This window comes from Stenotrophomonas maltophilia group sp. vghtpe118 (genome assembly GCF_052605195.1).
This window is the reverse complement of sequence record NZ_CP199672.1, coordinates 2,618,811-2,634,418: the sequence shown is the minus strand read 5'-3', so window position 1 is coordinate 2,634,418 and position 15,608 is coordinate 2,618,811. Positions and strand designations below refer to the sequence as shown.

Annotated in this window: 18 protein-coding genes; 15 read left to right on the top strand and 3 right to left on the bottom strand. The window is 68.4% G+C overall.

All coding sequences use genetic code 11. The features are described from left to right. Positions 1-24: 24 nt before the first annotated feature. From ACUDTM_RS12060 to ACUDTM_RS12050, 3 genes are read right to left on the bottom strand one after another with little or no spacing between them, the layout of a single operon-like run. A complete protein-coding gene (locus ACUDTM_RS12060; protein ID WP_227837048.1) occupies positions 25-585 on the bottom strand; it encodes a hypothetical protein in 561 nt (186 codons plus the stop codon). A gap of 30 nt (positions 586-615) precedes the next feature. Beyond that, complete coding sequence (locus tag ACUDTM_RS12055; RefSeq protein ID WP_088496995.1) at positions 616-1,035, bottom strand: NUDIX hydrolase; 420 nt, start codon at positions 1,033-1,035, stop codon at positions 616-618. Further along, the gene (locus ACUDTM_RS12050; RefSeq protein WP_334271647.1) at positions 1,032-3,401 is read right to left on the bottom strand and encodes a S9 family peptidase; all 2,370 of its coding nucleotides are present in this window, start codon (positions 3,399-3,401) and stop codon (positions 1,032-1,034) included. Before ACUDTM_RS12050 ends, ACUDTM_RS12055 begins: the two co-directional genes overlap by 4 nt. A gap of 167 nt (positions 3,402-3,568) precedes the next feature. Between ACUDTM_RS12050 and ACUDTM_RS12045 the strand changes: the two genes are divergently transcribed. The 15 genes from ACUDTM_RS12045 (at position 3,569) to ACUDTM_RS11975 (ending at position 15,607) form a co-directional block, all read left to right on the top strand. Continuing rightward, complete coding sequence (locus ACUDTM_RS12045) at positions 3,569-3,898, top strand: hypothetical protein (protein WP_153854822.1); 330 nt, start codon at positions 3,569-3,571, stop codon at positions 3,896-3,898. A 36-nt stretch (positions 3,899-3,934) separates the two neighbouring features. Continuing rightward, positions 3,935-4,588, top strand: coding sequence for an RNA polymerase sigma factor (locus ACUDTM_RS12040; protein WP_353762366.1), 654 nt, complete (start codon positions 3,935-3,937; stop codon positions 4,586-4,588). Beyond that, positions 4,585-4,800, top strand: a complete 216-nt coding sequence (locus tag ACUDTM_RS12035) for a hypothetical protein (RefSeq protein WP_053498343.1) — start codon at positions 4,585-4,587, stop codon at positions 4,798-4,800. Before ACUDTM_RS12040 ends, ACUDTM_RS12035 begins: the two co-directional genes overlap by 4 nt. Before the next feature lie 213 nt (positions 4,801-5,013). Continuing rightward, positions 5,014-6,411, top strand: coding sequence for a cytochrome ubiquinol oxidase subunit I (locus ACUDTM_RS12030; RefSeq protein WP_188241462.1), 1,398 nt, complete (start codon positions 5,014-5,016; stop codon positions 6,409-6,411). Position 6,412: 1 nt separating this feature from the next. Continuing rightward, entirely contained in the window at positions 6,413-7,426 is a 1,014-nt protein-coding gene (gene cydB / locus ACUDTM_RS12025; RefSeq protein ID WP_111201092.1) for a cytochrome d ubiquinol oxidase subunit II, read from the top strand. Positions 7,427-7,641: 215 nt separating this feature from the next. Beyond that, positions 7,642-8,385: a beta-ketoacyl synthase chain length factor gene (locus ACUDTM_RS12020; RefSeq protein WP_188241460.1), complete on the top strand. Its 744-nt coding sequence runs from the start codon at positions 7,642-7,644 to the stop codon at positions 8,383-8,385. Further along, complete coding sequence (locus ACUDTM_RS12015) at positions 8,378-9,175, top strand: lysophospholipid acyltransferase family protein (protein ID WP_072167809.1); 798 nt, start codon at positions 8,378-8,380, stop codon at positions 9,173-9,175. The genes ACUDTM_RS12020 and ACUDTM_RS12015 overlap by 8 nt, the downstream gene beginning before the upstream one ends. Continuing rightward, positions 9,162-9,419, top strand: a complete 258-nt coding sequence (locus tag ACUDTM_RS12010; protein ID WP_005411610.1) for a phosphopantetheine-binding protein — start codon at positions 9,162-9,164, stop codon at positions 9,417-9,419. Before ACUDTM_RS12015 ends, ACUDTM_RS12010 begins: the two co-directional genes overlap by 14 nt. 17 nt (positions 9,420-9,436) lie before the next feature. Further along, positions 9,437-9,694: an acyl carrier protein gene (locus tag ACUDTM_RS12005; RefSeq protein ID WP_005411609.1), complete on the top strand. Its 258-nt coding sequence runs from the start codon at positions 9,437-9,439 to the stop codon at positions 9,692-9,694. Positions 9,695-9,716: 22 nt separating this feature from the next. Next, positions 9,717-10,268 (top strand): hypothetical protein, encoded by a 552-nt coding sequence (locus tag ACUDTM_RS12000; protein ID WP_445391339.1) that lies wholly within the window; start codon positions 9,717-9,719, stop codon positions 10,266-10,268. Next, a complete protein-coding gene (locus tag ACUDTM_RS11995; RefSeq protein ID WP_334271643.1) occupies positions 10,261-11,946 on the top strand; it encodes an AMP-binding protein in 1,686 nt (561 codons plus the stop codon). The genes ACUDTM_RS12000 and ACUDTM_RS11995 overlap by 8 nt, the downstream gene beginning before the upstream one ends. Beyond that, positions 11,936-12,706, top strand: a complete 771-nt coding sequence (locus tag ACUDTM_RS11990) for a glycosyltransferase family 2 protein (RefSeq protein WP_065196793.1) — start codon at positions 11,936-11,938, stop codon at positions 12,704-12,706. Before ACUDTM_RS11995 ends, ACUDTM_RS11990 begins: the two co-directional genes overlap by 11 nt. A 1-nt stretch (position 12,707) precedes the next feature. After that, on the top strand, positions 12,708-13,649 hold the full coding sequence (locus tag ACUDTM_RS11985; RefSeq protein WP_088497001.1) for an LpxL/LpxP family acyltransferase: 942 nt from the start codon (positions 12,708-12,710) through the stop codon (positions 13,647-13,649). Then, positions 13,639-15,189, top strand: coding sequence for an HAL/PAL/TAL family ammonia-lyase (locus ACUDTM_RS11980; RefSeq protein ID WP_151355158.1), 1,551 nt, complete (start codon positions 13,639-13,641; stop codon positions 15,187-15,189). Before ACUDTM_RS11985 ends, ACUDTM_RS11980 begins: the two co-directional genes overlap by 11 nt. Beyond that, positions 15,176-15,607 (top strand): acyl-CoA thioesterase, encoded by a 432-nt coding sequence (locus tag ACUDTM_RS11975; RefSeq protein ID WP_111128544.1) that lies wholly within the window; start codon positions 15,176-15,178, stop codon positions 15,605-15,607. Before ACUDTM_RS11980 ends, ACUDTM_RS11975 begins: the two co-directional genes overlap by 14 nt. Position 15,608 lies beyond the last annotated feature (1 nt).

Here is a 15,608-nt window from a genome sequence, read left to right as displayed (position 1 = left end):
GCCCTGGCCCACGCCCGGAAGAACTCAGTGGAAGCGCGCGCGCACGTCGGGGCGCAGCAGGCGCCAGGCCAGCCAGCCCTGCAGGCCGAGAAGCACGAACGACATGCCGACCACGGTCAGCGTGATCAGCCAGCGTTTCAGCTGCAGTTCCTGCAGCAGGGCCGGGTCATCGGCCAGCAACGGAATGAAGTCGCCCATGAACAGGTCCAGCCACCAGGCGGCTGCGAAGTTGGTCAGGGCACTCAGCAGCAGCAGTACCACGAAGCTCCACAGGCCCCAGCGACGTTCACGCAGCAGGCCCCAACTGGACACGGTCGAGGCCAGGCACAACAGCGCGACGATCATTGACGCGGCCACCGGGTGCGCCAGCAGCCAGACCAGGCTGTGCATCTGCTGGAGCTGCACTTCGCTTTCCACCAGGCGCCACAGCGTGAGGTTCTGCAGCGGCCACAGCACCAGTCCCTGCAGCACGAAGTAGATCGTCAGCAGCAGTGACAGCCAGAACGAAGCCTGTGCGACCGGGCGCACCCAGGCGTGATAGGCCGGGGAAAGCGGCGAGGGGATCGACGGGATCGACATTGACATCCGATGTCCTTGCAGTCGGCGCCCGCCTGCTCAGCGGGCCGTCGCCCGGGTGGCGACGGCCGGCAGGATATGGTGTTCGCTCAAGGGTGCCAAGGGCAGGCCATGCGGCGGTTGCAGCGGCACCCAGGCCAGTTCGGCAATTTCGGCGCGCGCCTGCGGCGTGCCGTCCACCTGCACCCACCACGCCTGTGCCTGCACGCGGTGGCCGGGCTCGTTCACCGCCCAGTCCTCGAACGTGCCCAGCGCGATGGCGGCATCGGCGCGCAGCTGCACGCCCAGTTCCTCGTCCAGCTCGCGGGCTAGCGCCTGCAGGGGCGCCTCGCCGGGTTCGGGCTTGCCACCGGGCTGGATGAAGCGGCGCGCACCCTGCTTGCGCACCACCAGCGCCCGGCCGCGGTCATCCAGGATGACCGCAGCCACGATCCGGATCGTGGCTGCGGCGTTGCTCACTTCAGGTTCTGCTCGAACAGCTTGAGGATGCGCTTGTACTGGTCCAGCCAGGAATCGGCACGCACATAGCCGTGGCGTTCCAGCGGGTATGGGGCGATCGACCAGTTGTCCTTGTGCAGTTCGATCAGGCGCTGGGTGAGGTTCACCGAGTCCTGGAAGAACACGTTGTCATCCATCATGCCGTGGGCGATCAGCAGGTTGTCCTGCAGGTTCTGCGCGTACTCGATCGGCGAGGACACGCGGTACGCCTCCGGGTCGATGTCCGGGGTGTTGAGGATGTTGCTGGTGTAGCCGTGGTTGTAGTTGTGCCAGTCCACCACCGGGCGCAGCGCGGCGCCGGCCTTGAAGGTGCCCGGCGCACGGAACAGCGCCATGAAGGTCATGAAGCCGCCATAGGAACCGCCGTAGATGCCGGCGTGGTCGCGGTCACCCTGCTGGGTGTCGACCAGCCAGTCCAGGCCGTCCTTGTAGTCTTCCAGTTCCGGGTGGCCCATGTTGCGGTAGATGGCCGTGCGCCAGTCGCGGCCGTAGCCCTCGCTGCCGCGGTAGTCCATGTCCAGCACGATGTAGCCCTTCTGCACCAGCAGGTTGTGGAACATCTGCTCGCGGAAATAGGCCGGGTAGCGCTGGTGCACGTTCTGAAGGTAGCCGGCGCCGTGCACGAACATCACGATCGGATACTTGCGGCCCGGTTCCTTGTTTTCCGGTTCGTAGTACTTGGCCCAGACCACGCCGGCACCATGCTTGGACGGCACTGCCACCAGCTTCGGCTGGATCCACTGGCGTGCCTTGTAGTCGGCGGTGCGGGTGTCGGTCAGCACGCGCGCCTGGCCACCGGCACTGGGCAGTACCGCCAGCTGCGGCGGCAGGTAGGCGCCGGAGTAGCGCACCAGCAGCTGCTGGCCGTCGGGCGACAGCGAGAAATCCTCCACGCCGTTGAGGCTGGTCAGCTCGCGCACCTGGCGGCTGCCGGTGTCGACCGCGCAGACTTCGTAGTCATGCGGCGCCTGCTGGTTGCACAGGAAGTAGAAGCCCTTGCCATCGGCCGACGGCACCGGCGCCGAGGTTTCCCACTTGCCGCTGGTCAGCGCCTGCGGCTTGGCAGTGCCGGCCTGGGTGTACAGGTGCGAGAAGCCCGATTCCTCGGACAACAGCCACAGCGTGCGGCCATCGGCCATCCAGCCGAAATCGTTGAAGCCCCAGTTGATCCAGGCGTTGTCGGTCAGGCGGTGGCGGTTCTGCACGCGGCCGTCGGCAGCATTGACGCTGATGATCCAGCGGTCCTTGTTGTCGTTGGCGCGCAGCATCACCGCGGCCTGCTGGCCGTCGGCGCTCCAGCGGATGCCGCCGCCCATGAAGTCGCTCATCACCTGCACGCTGCGCTCGCCCTTCAGCGCATCCTTGCCGGCCTTGCGGCGCAGTTCGGCCAGCGGGTCGGTGCTGATGCCCGGCAGGCCGGACAGCGAGACCTTCTCGGCCTTGCCGGTGCGCACGTCCACGTACCACAGGGTGTGTGGCTCGAAGCCGTTACGGCCGACGCGGGTGCGGGTGTCCTCGGTTTCCTCGTAGCCCGACTCGGTCACGTACAGCGGCATCTTGCTGGTGCGGCCGTCGTCGAAGTCCTTCGGCTTGGTCACCACGATCAGGTGGGTCAGGTCCGGCGACAGCACGCTGTCACCGATCTCGACGTCGGCGCCCAGGTAGACCGGGCCCGGTGCGCGGGTCGGATCAGCCTGGCGCCAGCGCTGGTCCTGGTCCTTCAATGCCTCGCGCTGCTCGCGGTCGCGGCGCAGGGTTTCCAGCGTGCGCAGCTGCTGGTCGCGCAGCACGTCGGCCTTCGGCGGCGTGCGCGGGTCCTTCTCGGCCTTCAGGCTGGCCACCTGCTGCACGCCGCTGGCGGCGGTCCAGTGGAACCAGTTCTGGCCGACGCGCCAGATCACGCCGTTGTCTGCGGCAAAGTTCACGTTGCCGGCGCGCTCGTTGCTGCGGGTCAGCTGGGTCAGCGCGCCGCTGCGCAGGTCGCGCACGAACACATCGCCATTGCGCACGAAGGCGCTGCGGCCGCGGCTGCGGTCGTAGACCGGATCGGCGACGTCCAGGGTGCCGCGCTGGTCATCGGCCACCTGCGCGGCCACGCCGCCGGCCACCGGCTGGCGGAAGGTGTCGCGCACCGGGCTGCCGTTGCGCTTGAGCTGGTATTCCACCTGCTGGCTGTTCCACGACCACCAGGCCTTCTCGACCGGCGGACCGATCCAGTCCGGGTCGGCCATGGCCTGTTCGATGGTGATCGGCGTCGGCGCGGCATGCGCGGCCGGTGCGGCCAGCACGGCCGACAGCAGGAGGGACAGGGGCAGCACTCGGGACATGGGCGGACGGCACCAGAAGAGGAAACCGGGCAAGGGTAGCAGCCGTCCGGGCCGGGGGCAGGGGCCACAGGTCATGGCAGCGGCATTGGCAAAGTGGCGCAACCGGTTGCCGTGGTCGCGCATCCATTCTCCTGAACCCGCATCATCCACCGAACAGGAGCCCGACCATGCAGGAACTGATCCCGATCACCCTCTTCATCTGCATCGCCTACGCGATCCATGCCATTGCCGATGCGCGCGCGCGCAGCAAGCTGGTGGCCCCGCACGTACCGGAGGAAGTGATCCGCTCGCTGGCTGTGCTGGAAGAAGAGCGCCGCCGCCAGGGTGCGTTGCGCTGGGGCATCAGCCTGGTCTGCCTGGCCCTGGCCCTGGCCCTGCTGGAAGCCATCGGGGCCCGTGACCTGACCTTTGGCGCCGCTGCCGCGCTGGTCGGCAGTGCCGGCCTCGGCCAGCTGCTGGCCTGGCACTTCACCCGGCCTGCCGCGCGCAAGGGCTGAGGCAGGCATGCCACGGGCACAGGGGGCGCCCCGCGCATGAGCCTGCTGGGCGAAGCGCTGTCGGCACTGCGGGGCCGTCGCCGCGAGGATACGGCGGCGACGGCGGCCCCCGCCAAAGCGCTGGACGCGGACCAGGCCCTGGTGCGGGCCATCATCGATGGCTCGCAGTCGGCCTTCGCGCAGCTGGTGGAGACCCACCAGCGCACCTGCGCGCATGTGATCGGACGCATGGTGGGCGACCGCGACCAGGTCGCCGACCTGCTGCAGGAAACTTTCCTTGCCGTGTTCCGCCAGCTGCATCGGTTTCGTTTTGAATGCTCGCTGCGCACCTGGGTCTCAAGGGTGGCCTACACCACGGCGTTGCAGCACCTGCGCCGGCGGCGACTGGAAGCGCAGTGGATGGTGGCGGTGGAGGCGCCGGAGGAACTGGGGATCGGCGATGAAGGCCCCGGGCCGGCCGAGTTGAGCGAGGCGCTGCAGGCCGGGCGCGAGCTCGGCGCGGCACTGGAACGGCTGAGTCCGCCGCAGCGCCTGATCGTCGGCCTGCATTACCTGGAGGATTTCGATCTGGCCGAGATCGAACAGGTGACCGGGCTGGCGCGCGGTACCATCAAGAGCCATCTGCACCGCGCGCGCCAGATCCTGAAGCAGGAACTGACGCGGCATGCCACCGCCGGAGAGCTGCTGTGAATCCACCGACCGACCCTCGCGATGCGGAAGCGCGCGCGCTGGCACAGGCGTTGCGTGAGCAGGCACAGCAGGAAGACACGCCGGATGTGAGCGAGGCGCTGCAGAAGCGCATTGCCGCTGAGTCGCGCGACGGTGGCGTGGGTTATGTGGTGGTGCAGGTGCTGTTGTTTGGCGCCCTGCTGGCTGCGGCGGCCTGGTATTTCTGGCACTGAGGCACCCGCCGGGCAAGGGGCCGCTCCAATCGCGGTGGGTAGAGGCCGACCTGGGTCGGCGTTTGGGCGTGTGTGCCAACCAAGGTTGGCAGCTACCAGAACGGTTGACCCCTGCGACAAAGTGAAGCAGCGCGTCACCCGGTCGCATCCCGTTTTAACGAAATCCTCCTAAAGTGGTCCGGTATCCCACCGGTCGCAGGCAGGAGGCGTCCCTTGGACGCGTTGTTGTTGTCCCGGATCCAGTTCGGATTCGTCATCAGTTTCCACGTGCTGTTCCCAGCCTTCACCATCGGTACGGCCAGCTGGCTGGCCTTCATCGAGTGGCGCTGGCTGCGCACGAGGCTGCCCGTGTGGCGCGAGCTGTACTTCTTCTGGCAGAAGATCTTCGCGGTGTCGTTCGGCATGGGCGTGGTCAGCGGCATCGTCATGGCCTTCCAGTTCGGTACCAACTGGCCGCGGCTGAGCGAGGTGGCCGGCACGGTCATCGGCCCGCTGCTGACCTACGAGGTGCTGACCGCGTTCTTCCTGGAAGCCAGCTTCCTCGGCGTGATGATGTTCGGCTGGGGCCGGGTCTCGCCGCGCCTGCATTTCCTGTCCACCTGCATGGTTGCGCTGGGCACGCTGTTCTCCACGTTCTGGATCCTGTCGTCCAACAGCTGGCTGCACACGCCGGCCGGCTACGAGATGGTCAACGGCATCGTGCATCCGGTGAACTGGTGGCAGGTGGTGTTCAATCCCTCGTTCCCCTACCGCCTCGCGCACATGGCGCTGGGCTCGTTCATTACCACCTGTTTCGTGATTGGTGGCGTGGGCGCGTGGTACCTGCGCAAGGGCACGCACGTGGAAGCGGGCCGGCGCATGCTGATCGCCGCCGTGGCATTCGCCGCGCTGACCGTGCCGGTGCAGATCTTCGTCGGCGACATGCACGGCCTGAACACGCTCAAGCACCAGCCGATGAAGATCGCGGCGGTGGAAGCGCATTGGCATGAGACCCGGGAAGGCGAGGGCGTACCGCTGGTGGTGTTCGCGCTGCCCAACGAGAAGGAGGAGCGCAACGATTTCGAAGTGGCCATCCCGAAGCTGGGCAGCGTGATCCTGACCCACAGCCTGGACGGCACCTTCGACCCGCTGACCTCGGTACCGGCCAGCGAGCGGCCGCCGGTGACGCCGGTGTTCTTTGCCTTCCGCATCATGGTCGGGCTGGGCACGCTGATGCTGCTGCTGGCCTGGGTGTCGGCCTTCCAGCTGTGGCGCAACAAGCTGCTCGATTCGCCATGGCTGCTGCGCGGCTGGAACTGGATGCTGCCCAGCGGTTTCATCGCGCTGCTGTCGGGGTGGTTCGTCACCGAGATGGGGCGCCAGCCGTGGGTGGTGTATGGCCTGCTGCGCACCGCCGATGCGGTCGGCCCGCAGAGCGCGTGGATGACCGCGCTGTCGCTGGGTGTCTACGTGGTCGGCTACGCCTTCGTGTTCGGCTGGGGCATCTGGTACCTGGTGAAGATCCTGCGCCACGGACCGCAGCCCTACGCCGAAGGGCCGTCGCTGGACCACGGCAGCCACACCCCGGCGCGCCCGCTGTCGGCAGCCGACGAACCGCTGGAGGAGCGCTGACATGGACCTGATGACCTGGCTGCCGGTGGCGTGGTTCGCGGTGATCGGCTTCGGCGTGCTGATGTACGTGGTGCTGGACGGCTTCGTTCTTGGCATCGGCATCCTCGCCCCCTTCGCCGAGGACGAGGAGCAGCTGGACCTGATGATGAACACCGCCGCGCCGATCTGGGACGGCAACGAGACCTGGCTGGTGCTGGGGGGGGCCGGCCTGCTGGCGGCCTTCCCCAAGGCCTATGCGGTGCTGTTGTCGGCGCTGTACCTGCCGGTGCTGGTGCTGGTGGTGGCGCTGGTGTTCCGTGGCGTGGCCTTTGAATTCCGCTTCAAGGCACATCGGTCACGCCGGCTGTGGAGCGTGGCCTTCGGCCTCGGTTCGCTGCTGGCGACGTTCGCCCAGGGCGTGATCCTGGGCACGCTGGTGCAGGGCATCCCGCTGGTGGACGGTGTCTATCAGGGCGGGCCGTTCGCCTGGTTCAGCCCGTTCGCGATGCTGACCGGTGCCGCGCTGGTGGCCGGCTATGCGCTGCTGGGCAGCACCTGGCTGATCCTGAAGACAGAGGGACGCGTGCAGGCGCTGGCGCGGCAGATGACCCGGCCGCTGGTGGTGGCGGTGATCGCGGCGATGGGCCTGGTCAGCAGCTGGCTGCCGTTCCTCGATTCGCGGCTGATGGCGCGCTGGTTCAGCGACGGCAACTTCTGGTGGCTGTCGCCGGTGCCGCTGCTGACCCTGGCGGTAGCCGCCGCGCTGTGGCGCAGTGCCAACCACCCGCGCCATGACCTGCCGCCGTTCCTGCTCAGCCTGGCCCTGTTCGTGCTCGGCTTCCTCGGCCTGGTACTGGGCATGTGGCCCTACCTGCTGCCACCGTCGATGACCCTGTGGCAGGCCGCCGCGCCGGCCTCCTCGCTGGGCTTTACCCTGGTTGGCCTGGTCATTCTGCTGCCGGTCATCCTCGGTTATACGGCGTGGTCGTACCGGGTGTTCCGTGGCAAGGTGCACGCCGATACCGGTTACCACTGATCGTTTGAAGCGGGGCCGCCGGTGCCGGCTCCCGTGTTGGGGAATGTGAAACCTGCACACCCCGTGCAGGACGTGCTAGCGTGCGCTCCTTTCCGGCAGCCAGGGGGGCAGCCGGCGACGTCCTGGACGGACGCACGGCTGCAGGACTGGGGGGCCGCCGCGCGTCGCCGTAATGGCTCGTGCCTATCGTTCTCCCGTTGAAGCACCTTCGCTAAATGATCGAATTCTCCATCGTCGACTGGGCTGCCTGGGCGCCCGGCCTGAGCGAGCGTAGCCAGTGGCTGGGCTGGGCCGATGCGCCGTATCCGCCGGTTGGCGAAGACACGCCGGCGCTGGCCGAGATCCCGGCAATGCAGCGCCGGCGCATCGAGCGGCTGGGCCGGATGGCGATCCAAGCCGCCTGCTGGTGCGAGGAGGGGCAGGGGGCGGACAGCCAGGTCCCGCTGGTGTTCGCCAGCCGCCACGGCGACGTGGCCCGTTCAATGGAGCTGCTGGGGGCGCTGTCCAACGATCAGCCCTTGTCACCGACGGGGTTCGGCCTGTCGGTGCACAACGCGATTGCTGCGTTGTACTCGATCGCGCGCGGCCACCGTGGCAACTACCTGGCGCTGGCCGCCGGCCAGGCCACGGTCGAAACCGCCTGCCTGGAAGCGGCCGGTCTGCTCGCCGATGGCGCCGGCGAAGTGCGGGTGGTGGTGTATGAGTCGCGCCTTCCCGAGATTTACTCGACGTTCGCCGACGAACCCGACCCGTTCTTTGCCTGGTGTTGGCGTTTGACGGCGCCGATGCCGGGCCAGCCGACCCTCTCCCTGCAGTGGGAGGCGGCGCCGGAGGCCACTGCCACCGCCCCGGGCGCGCTGCCGCACGCGCTGGACCTGCACCGCTTCCTGCTGTCCGGTGCGCCGGGGCTGGAGCACGTGGCCCAAGGCCAGCGCTGGCGCTGGGGGCGCCGTGGCTGAGGCGCTGCGCCGTCTCGATCATGCCTGGCGGGTGCTCGGCACCGGCCTGAGCTTTGCCGCATTCGGCATGGGTGGCCTGTTGCTGGGTGTGCTGGTGATGCCGGTGCTGCTGCTGATGCGCGACCCGGTGGTCCGTCGCCGCCGGGCGCGCCGCGTGGTTCAGGTTGCCTTTGCCAGCCATCTGCGCCTGATGCGCGCGCTGGGGGTGATGACCTACCAGATCGAGGGCGGTGAACGCCTGCAGCGCGACGGTTTGCTGGTTCTGGCCAATCACCCGACCCTGATCGACGTGGTCTGCCTGATCTCGCTGCTGCCCAACGCCGATTGCGTGGTGAAACGGGCCGTGGCCCGCAACCCGTTCATGCGCGGTCCGGTGCGGGCGGCCGGCTACATCTCCAATGACGATGGCGCTGGCCTGGTCGATGACTGCGTGGCGGCGGTGCACGCCGGCGGCACCCTGGTGATCTTCCCCGAAGGCACCCGCAGCGTGCCGGGCCAGCCGCCGCGGCTGCAGCGCGGGGCCGCCAACATCGCCGTCCGCGGCCGGCTGGACATCACCCCGGTGCGGATTACCTGCACCCCGCCCACGTTGACCAAGGGACAGAAGTGGTATCGTGTCCCCTCACGTCGCTTTCACGTTCGGCTGCAGATCGGCGAAGATATCCCGATCGCGCCCTTCCTGGCCGATGACGACTCGCCAAGGGGGGATGCCTTGGCAGCCCGCCGCGTCACCGAGCACCTTTCTCGTTATTTCGACCTGTCTGGAGATCCGCCCCGTGCAAGCACTTGAGCACGAGATCAAGGAATTGATCATTTCCTCCCTTTCGCTGGAGGACATCACGCCGGAGGACATCGATCCGACCGCGCCGCTGTTCGTCGAGGGCCTCGGCCTGGATTCGATCGACGCGCTGGAGCTGGGCCTGGCGCTGCAGAAGAAGTACGGTGTCAGCCTCTCGGCCGATTCGGAAGAAACCCGTCGCCATTTCTCCAGCGTGCGCGCGCTCGGCGAGTTCGTCGCCGCCCGCCAGTCGTAACGGCGCCAGGAATTGCCATGACCAAGAATGAACTGTTCGAACGCATCGTCAGCATCCTGACCGACAGCTTCGAGATTGAAACCGCCCGGATCACCCCCGAGGCCCGCCTGTATGACGACCTGGACATCGACAGCATCGATGCGGTCGACCTGATCGTGCAGCTCAAGCCACTGCTCGGCCGCAACCTGCAGCCGGAAGCGTTCAAGGCCGTGCGCACCGTGCAGGACATCGTCGATGTCGTGCATGGACTGCTGCCGGACCAGGCAGCCGCCTGACCGCAGCGCCGGCGGCTTCGCCATGGCTCGCGCACGTACCGTCGTGGTGGCAGCGATTTCGCTTGCCTACCCGCTGCTGGTGTACCTGGCGATGGGCCGCTTCGAGCCGCGCTGGCTGTCGCTGCTGCTGTTCACCCTGGCCCTGCTGCGTGCGCTGAGCACGCGCCAGCCGTTGTGGTGGGCCGCCGCCGCCGGCACCGGCCTGCTGGCGGTGCTGGCCACCGTGCTCAACCAGGCCCTGCCGCTGAAGCTGTATCCGGCGCTGGTCAATGCGGTGATGCTGGCGGTGTTCGGCACCAGCCTGCGCTTCGGGCCGCCGTTGGTGGAGCGCCTGGCGCGGCTGCAGGAGCCGGACCTGCCCCCGTTCGCGGTGGCCTATACCCGCCGCGTCACCCAGGTGTGGTGCGGCTTCTTCGTTCTCAACGGCAGCCTGGCCCTGCTGACCGCGCTGTACGCGTCGGACCGGGCCTGGATGCTCTACAACGGATTGTTGGCGTACGTGATGATTGGCGTGTTGTTCGCAGGTGAGTGGCTGGTGCGGCGGCGGGTGAAGGCGGCGCACGCGCATGGCTGAGTGGATTGCCCTGGACCGGCTGCTGCTGGAGGCGCGGCCGCAGCGCAGCGTCGGCCTGTGCGACGGAGACATGGTTGACCACGCCTGCTTCCGCCAGCGCGTACGGGGCTGGCGCGCCGCCTTTGCGGCGGCTGAAGGCCGCGACTGGGCCCTGTATTTCGATGACGCCGTGGCCTTCGCTGCGGCGCTGTTCGGCGCCTGGCATGCCGGCAAGCGGGTGTTCCTGGCCGCTGACAACCTGCCGGCCACGCTGCAGGCGCTGCAGCCGCAGGTGAGCGGTTTCGCGGGCGACGTACCGGCCGACTACCGCCCGCTGGCGGCGCTGGACGCCACACTGGACGACGAACTGCAGGCGCTGGACGAGCGCGCCTGCGAGCTGTGCGTGTTCACCTCCGGCAGCACCGGCCAGCCCAGTGCGATCGGCAAGCGCCTGGACCAGCTGGCGCGCGAGGTGGAAGCGCTGCAGGCCGCGTTCGGTGCGCAGCTGGATGGCGCGCAGGTGCACGGCACGGTGTCCCACCAGCACATCTACGGGCTGCTGTTCCGCGTGCTGTGGCCGCTGGCCGCCGGCCGCCTGATCCATCCGCGTCGGTTCTTCCACGAAGACCTGGTGGGTGCGCTGGCCGGTACCGACACGGTGCTGGTGGCGACGCCGGCCCATCTCAAGCGCCTGCCCGAGCAGCTCGACTGGGCCAGCCTGCATGGCCGCCTGCGTGCGGTGTTCTCCTCCGGTGGCCCGCTGCCGGAGGACGCGGCGCGACAGGTGCGGCAGTGGTTGGGCGTGGCGCCGACCGAGGTCTATGGCAGCAGCGAGACCGGCGGTATCGCCTGGCGCCGCTGGGACACCGACCTGCCGCCGTGGCAGCCGCTGCCGGGTGTGCAATGGCGGATCGACGACGGCTGCCTGGCGGTGGCCTCGGCGCATCTGGAAACTCCCGGCTGGTGGCGCACCCAGGACCGCGTGGAAGCCTTGGCCGATGGCCGTTTCCGGCTGCTGGGCCGCGCCGACCGCATCGTCAAGATCGAAGAGCGCCGCGTCTCGCTGGATGCTCTGGAACGCGCGCTGCGCGAAGACACCGAAGTGGATGACGTGCGCGTGCTGGTGCTGCCCGGGCAGCGCGAGCAGCTGGCCGCCGTGGTGGTTCCGGCCGATCCGGCGCTGCTGGAGGGCGGCGACGCCGCGCGCCGTGCGCTGGGCCAACGCCTGGGCGCGCGCCTGGCGCATGCGCATGACGCGGTGACCCGGCCGCGCCGTTGGCGGCTGGTGCAGGCGTTGCCGATCAACGCGCAGGGCAAGGTGACCCAGGCGGCATTGGCGGCGCTGTTCCAGCCACTGATGCCGGTGCCGGTCTGGGACTGCCGCGACGCCGCCAGCGCCACGCTGCGCATGACCCTCGACCCGGCGCTGCGGCCGTTCCAGGGCCACTTCCCGCAGGCGGCGATCCTGCCCGGTGTTGCGCAGCTGGACTGGGCGATGCGTTTCGGCCGCCAGGCATTTGCGATGCCGCGCGCGTTCCTGCGCATGGACGCGGTGAAGTTCCAGCACGTGGCCCGCCCCGGCGATGAGTTGACCCTGCAGCTGGACTGGGATGCCGCACGCAACGTGCTGGCCTTCCGCTATACCTCCAGCCACGGTGTGCATGCCAGCGGCAAGGTGGTTTTCGCCGATGCGGACTGACCCGGCCGTTGCCGGTGCCGCGTTCGCGCCACTGGTGGTGATTCCCGTCTACGACCACGAGCACGCCATCGTGGCGGTGGTCGACGGTGTGCAGGCCGCTGGCCTGCCTTGCCTGCTGGTCGACGATGGTTCGCATGAGGCGTGCGCGGCGGTGCTGCGCACGCTGGCACAGCGCCAGGGCGTCGACCTGCTGCGCCTGGACGCCAACCAGGGCAAGGGTGGGGCGATGCTGGCCGGTTTTGCTGAAGCCGGCGCGCGTGGCTACAGCCACGTGCTGCAGATCGACGCAGACGGCCAGCACGATACCGCTGACCTGCCACGCTTCATCGAGGCCGCGCGTGTGCATCCCGACGCGGTGATCTGCGGCATTCCGGCCTACGACGCCAGTGTTCCCAAGGCACGCCTGTATGGCCGTTACGCCACCCACGTCTGGGTCTGGATCAACACGCTGTCGCTGCACCTGCGCGACACCATGTGCGGATTCCGGGTGTATCCCCTGCCACCGGTGCTGCGCCTGATCGGTGAAGAGACCATCGGCCGGCGCATGGATTTCGATACTGAAGTGATGGTGCGCCTGTACTGGCGCCAGCTGCCGGTCGAGCACCTGGCCACGCGCGTGACCTATCCCGCCGATGGCGTGTCGCACTTCGATGTGTGGCGCGACAACGTGCGCATCAGCCGCATGCACACCCGCCTGTTCTTCGGCATGCTCTGGCGCGCACCGCGGCTGCTGTGGCGCCGCCTGCAGGGGCAGCGCTGAGATGGCGACCGCGCAGGACGCCCCGCACTGGGCCGACATCGGCGAATCGACGTCGGTGGCCGGCGTGCTGTTCCTGTGCTGGGTGCACCGCTGGTTCGGGCGCTGGCCATTCCGCCTGTGCGCGTGGCCGGTGGTGGCCTGCCATTGGCTGGGTAACCGTGTGGGGCGACAGGCCTCGATGCAGTACCTGCAGCGGCTGCAGGCATACAGCGGCGTGCTCGGCCGCGCGCCAACCCGGCGCGACAGCCTGCGCCACTTCTTCGCCTTCGCCGACACGATGCTGGACAAGATCCTCGGCCTGGGCGGGCGCTACCCGGCCAACCGTATCCACCTGCACCGCGACCTGGTGCTGCAGAAGATCGCGCGCCGCGAAGGCGGTCTGATCCTCACCGCGCACATCGGCTGCCTGGAACTGTGCCAGGTGCTGGCCGAACAGGTGCCGGGGTTCCGCATCACCGTGCTGGTGCACACCGCGCATGCGCAGCGCTTCAACCGCCTGCTGCAGCGGCTGGACCCGCTGGCGGCGGTGGAGCTGGTGCAGGTGACCGGAATGGGGCCGGCCACAGCGATGATGCTGGCCGAGCGCGTGGCGGCGGGTGGCTTCGTCGCCATCGTCGGCGACCGCACGCCGGTGCAGGGCGGTCGCAGTGTCACCGCCGATTTCCTCGGCCACCGCGCACCGTTCCCTATCGGCGCTTACGTGCTGGCTGCGGCGCTGGGCTGCCCGGTCTACACCATGGCCTGCCTGCACCAGGGCGAGGGCTACCGCGTGGCTTTTGAACAGTTCGCCGAACGCATCGTGCTGCCGCGTGGCTCGCGCGACGCGGCACTTGCCGAACAGGCACAGCGCTTCGCGCGCTGGTTGGAACTCCAGGTCATCCAGTCCCCGTTGGACTGGTTCAATTTCTTCCCCTTCTGGGATCAGGCTCCGCATGACGACTGACGCCGTACCCGTGTGCCGCTTTGGCGATGCACCGTTGACCATCGAAGACGTGGTTGCCCTGGCCCAGCGCCAGTGCGAGGCCGCACTGAGCGACGCGCCGGCGTTCCGCGCGCACATCCAGCGCGGTGCCGACTTCCTTGACCGCCTGCTGCGCGAAGATGGCGTGATCTACGGTGTGACCACCGGCTATGGCGATTCGTGCACGGTGAACATCCCGCCGGCACTGGTGGCTGAACTGCCGCACCACCTGTACACCTACCATGGCTGCGGCCTGGGCCGTTACCTGGACCCGGTCGAGACCCGTGCGGTGCTGGCCGCGCGCCTGGCGTCGCTGGTGCGTGGCATGTCCGGTGTCAGCATGCCGCTGCTGGAAGGCCTGGCCACGCTGCTGCAGCACGACGTGCTGCCGATGATCCCGGCCGAAGGCTCGGTGGGGGCCAGTGGTGACCTGACCCCGCTGTCCTACGTGGCGGCGGTGCTGTGCGGCGAGCGCGAGGTGCTGCACGATGGCCGCGTGCAGCCTGCTGCCGAGGTGCTGGCGAAGATCGGCATGACCCCGCTGAAGCTGCGGCCGAAGGAAGGCCTGGCGATCATGAACGGCACCGCGGTGATGACCGGCCTGGCCTGCCTGGCCTGGCAGCGCGCCGACTACCTGGCACGGATGGCCACGCGCCTGACCGCGTTCAACGTGCTGGCCAGCGACGGCAACGCGCACCACTTCGACGAAACCCTGTTCGCGGCCAAGCCGCACCCGGGCCAGGGCCGCATCGCCGCGCGCCTGCGCAGCGACCTGCACAGCGAGCGTCCGCCACGCAATGAACAGCGCCTGCAGGACCGCTATTCGCTGCGCTGCGCACCGCACGTGATCGGCGTGCTGGAGGACAGCCTGCCGTTCCTGCGCCAGCTGATCGAAACCGAACTGAACAGCGCCAACGACAATCCGCTGATCGATGCCGACGGCGAGCGCATCCTGCATGGCGGCCACTTCTACGGCGGCCACATCGCGCTGGCGATGGACACCCTGAAGAACACCGTGGCCAACGTTGCCGACCTGCTCGACCGGCAGCTGGCGCTGGTGGTGGATGCCCGTTACAACCATGGCCTGCCGGCCAACCTGTCGGCGGCCACCGGCCAGCGCGCGGCCATCAACCATGGCCTGAAGGCGCTGCAGATCAGCGTGTCGGCCTGGACCGCAGAAGCACTGAAGCAGACCCTGCCGGCCAGCGTGTTCTCGCGTTCCACCGAGTGCCATAACCAGGACAAGGTCAGCATGGGCACCATCGCCGCGCGCGACTGCCTGCGCGTGATCGAGCTGACCGAGCAGGTGGTGGCCGCGATGCTGATCGCCGCCCGCCAGGGCCTGGCGCTGCGCGAACGGGTTGGCCTGAACGCCCAGCTGCATGGCAGTCTGGCCGACATGTACGCCGACCTGGGGCAGCGCATCGCCCTGGTTGAAGAAGACCGCGCGCTGGATCGCGAACTGCGGGAACTGCTGGTGGAGATCCGCGCGCAACGTTGGGAGCTGTATGCCGGTGAATGAGGCTATTGAACGGGTTGGCGAAATTGCGTTGACCCCCGCCTTCCATGACTGCGATCCGATGAACGTGGTCTGGCATGGCAACTACTTCAAGTACTTCGAGATCGCGCGCTGCGCGCTGCTTGGGCGCTACGACTACGACTACCCGCAGATGCTCGAATCGGGCTACCTGTGGCCGGTGGTCGATGCGCGGGTGAAGTACGTGCGCCCGCTGCTGTTCAACCAGGCGCTGCGCGTGATTGCGCGCATCGTGGAATGGGAGAACCGGCTGAAGATCGAGTACGAAATCGTCGATGCGCAGAGCGGCCAGGTACTGACCCGCGCGATGACCATCCAGGTCGCGGTGGACGCGGCCAGCAGGGAAATGCTGTACCAGTGCCCGCCGGTACTGTGGGAACGCCTGGGAGTGCCTGCGCCTTGAA

What these genes read in the sequence shown, in the direction of transcription:
- ACUDTM_RS12000 (WP_445391339.1), top strand. Translation starts at nt 9,717, where the DNA reads ATGGCTCGCGCACGTACCGTCGTGGTGGCAGCGATTTCGCTTGCCTAC.
- ACUDTM_RS11985 (WP_088497001.1), top strand. Translation starts at nt 12,708, where the DNA reads ATGGCGACCGCGCAGGACGCCCCGCACTGGGCCGACATCGGCGAATCG.
- ACUDTM_RS12040 (WP_353762366.1), top strand. Translation starts at nt 3,935, where the DNA reads ATGAGCCTGCTGGGCGAAGCGCTGTCGGCACTGCGGGGCCGTCGCCGC.
- ACUDTM_RS11980 (WP_151355158.1), top strand. Translation starts at nt 13,639, where the DNA reads ATGACGACTGACGCCGTACCCGTGTGCCGCTTTGGCGATGCACCGTTG.
- ACUDTM_RS12005 (WP_005411609.1), top strand. Translation starts at nt 9,437, where the DNA reads ATGACCAAGAATGAACTGTTCGAACGCATCGTCAGCATCCTGACCGAC.
- ACUDTM_RS12050 (WP_334271647.1), bottom strand. Translation starts at nt 3,401, where the DNA reads ATGTCCCGAGTGCTGCCCCTGTCCCTCCTGCTGTCGGCCGTGCTGGCC.
- cydB (WP_111201092.1), top strand. Translation starts at nt 6,413, where the DNA reads ATGGACCTGATGACCTGGCTGCCGGTGGCGTGGTTCGCGGTGATCGGC.
- ACUDTM_RS11995 (WP_334271643.1), top strand. Translation starts at nt 10,261, where the DNA reads ATGGCTGAGTGGATTGCCCTGGACCGGCTGCTGCTGGAGGCGCGGCCG.
- ACUDTM_RS12060 (WP_227837048.1), bottom strand. Translation starts at nt 585, where the DNA reads ATGTCAATGTCGATCCCGTCGATCCCCTCGCCGCTTTCCCCGGCCTAT.
- ACUDTM_RS11990 (WP_065196793.1), top strand. Translation starts at nt 11,936, where the DNA reads ATGCGGACTGACCCGGCCGTTGCCGGTGCCGCGTTCGCGCCACTGGTG.
- ACUDTM_RS11975 (WP_111128544.1), top strand. Translation starts at nt 15,176, where the DNA reads ATGCCGGTGAATGAGGCTATTGAACGGGTTGGCGAAATTGCGTTGACC.
- ACUDTM_RS12045 (WP_153854822.1), top strand. Translation starts at nt 3,569, where the DNA reads ATGCAGGAACTGATCCCGATCACCCTCTTCATCTGCATCGCCTACGCG.
- ACUDTM_RS12020 (WP_188241460.1), top strand. Translation starts at nt 7,642, where the DNA reads ATGATCGAATTCTCCATCGTCGACTGGGCTGCCTGGGCGCCCGGCCTG.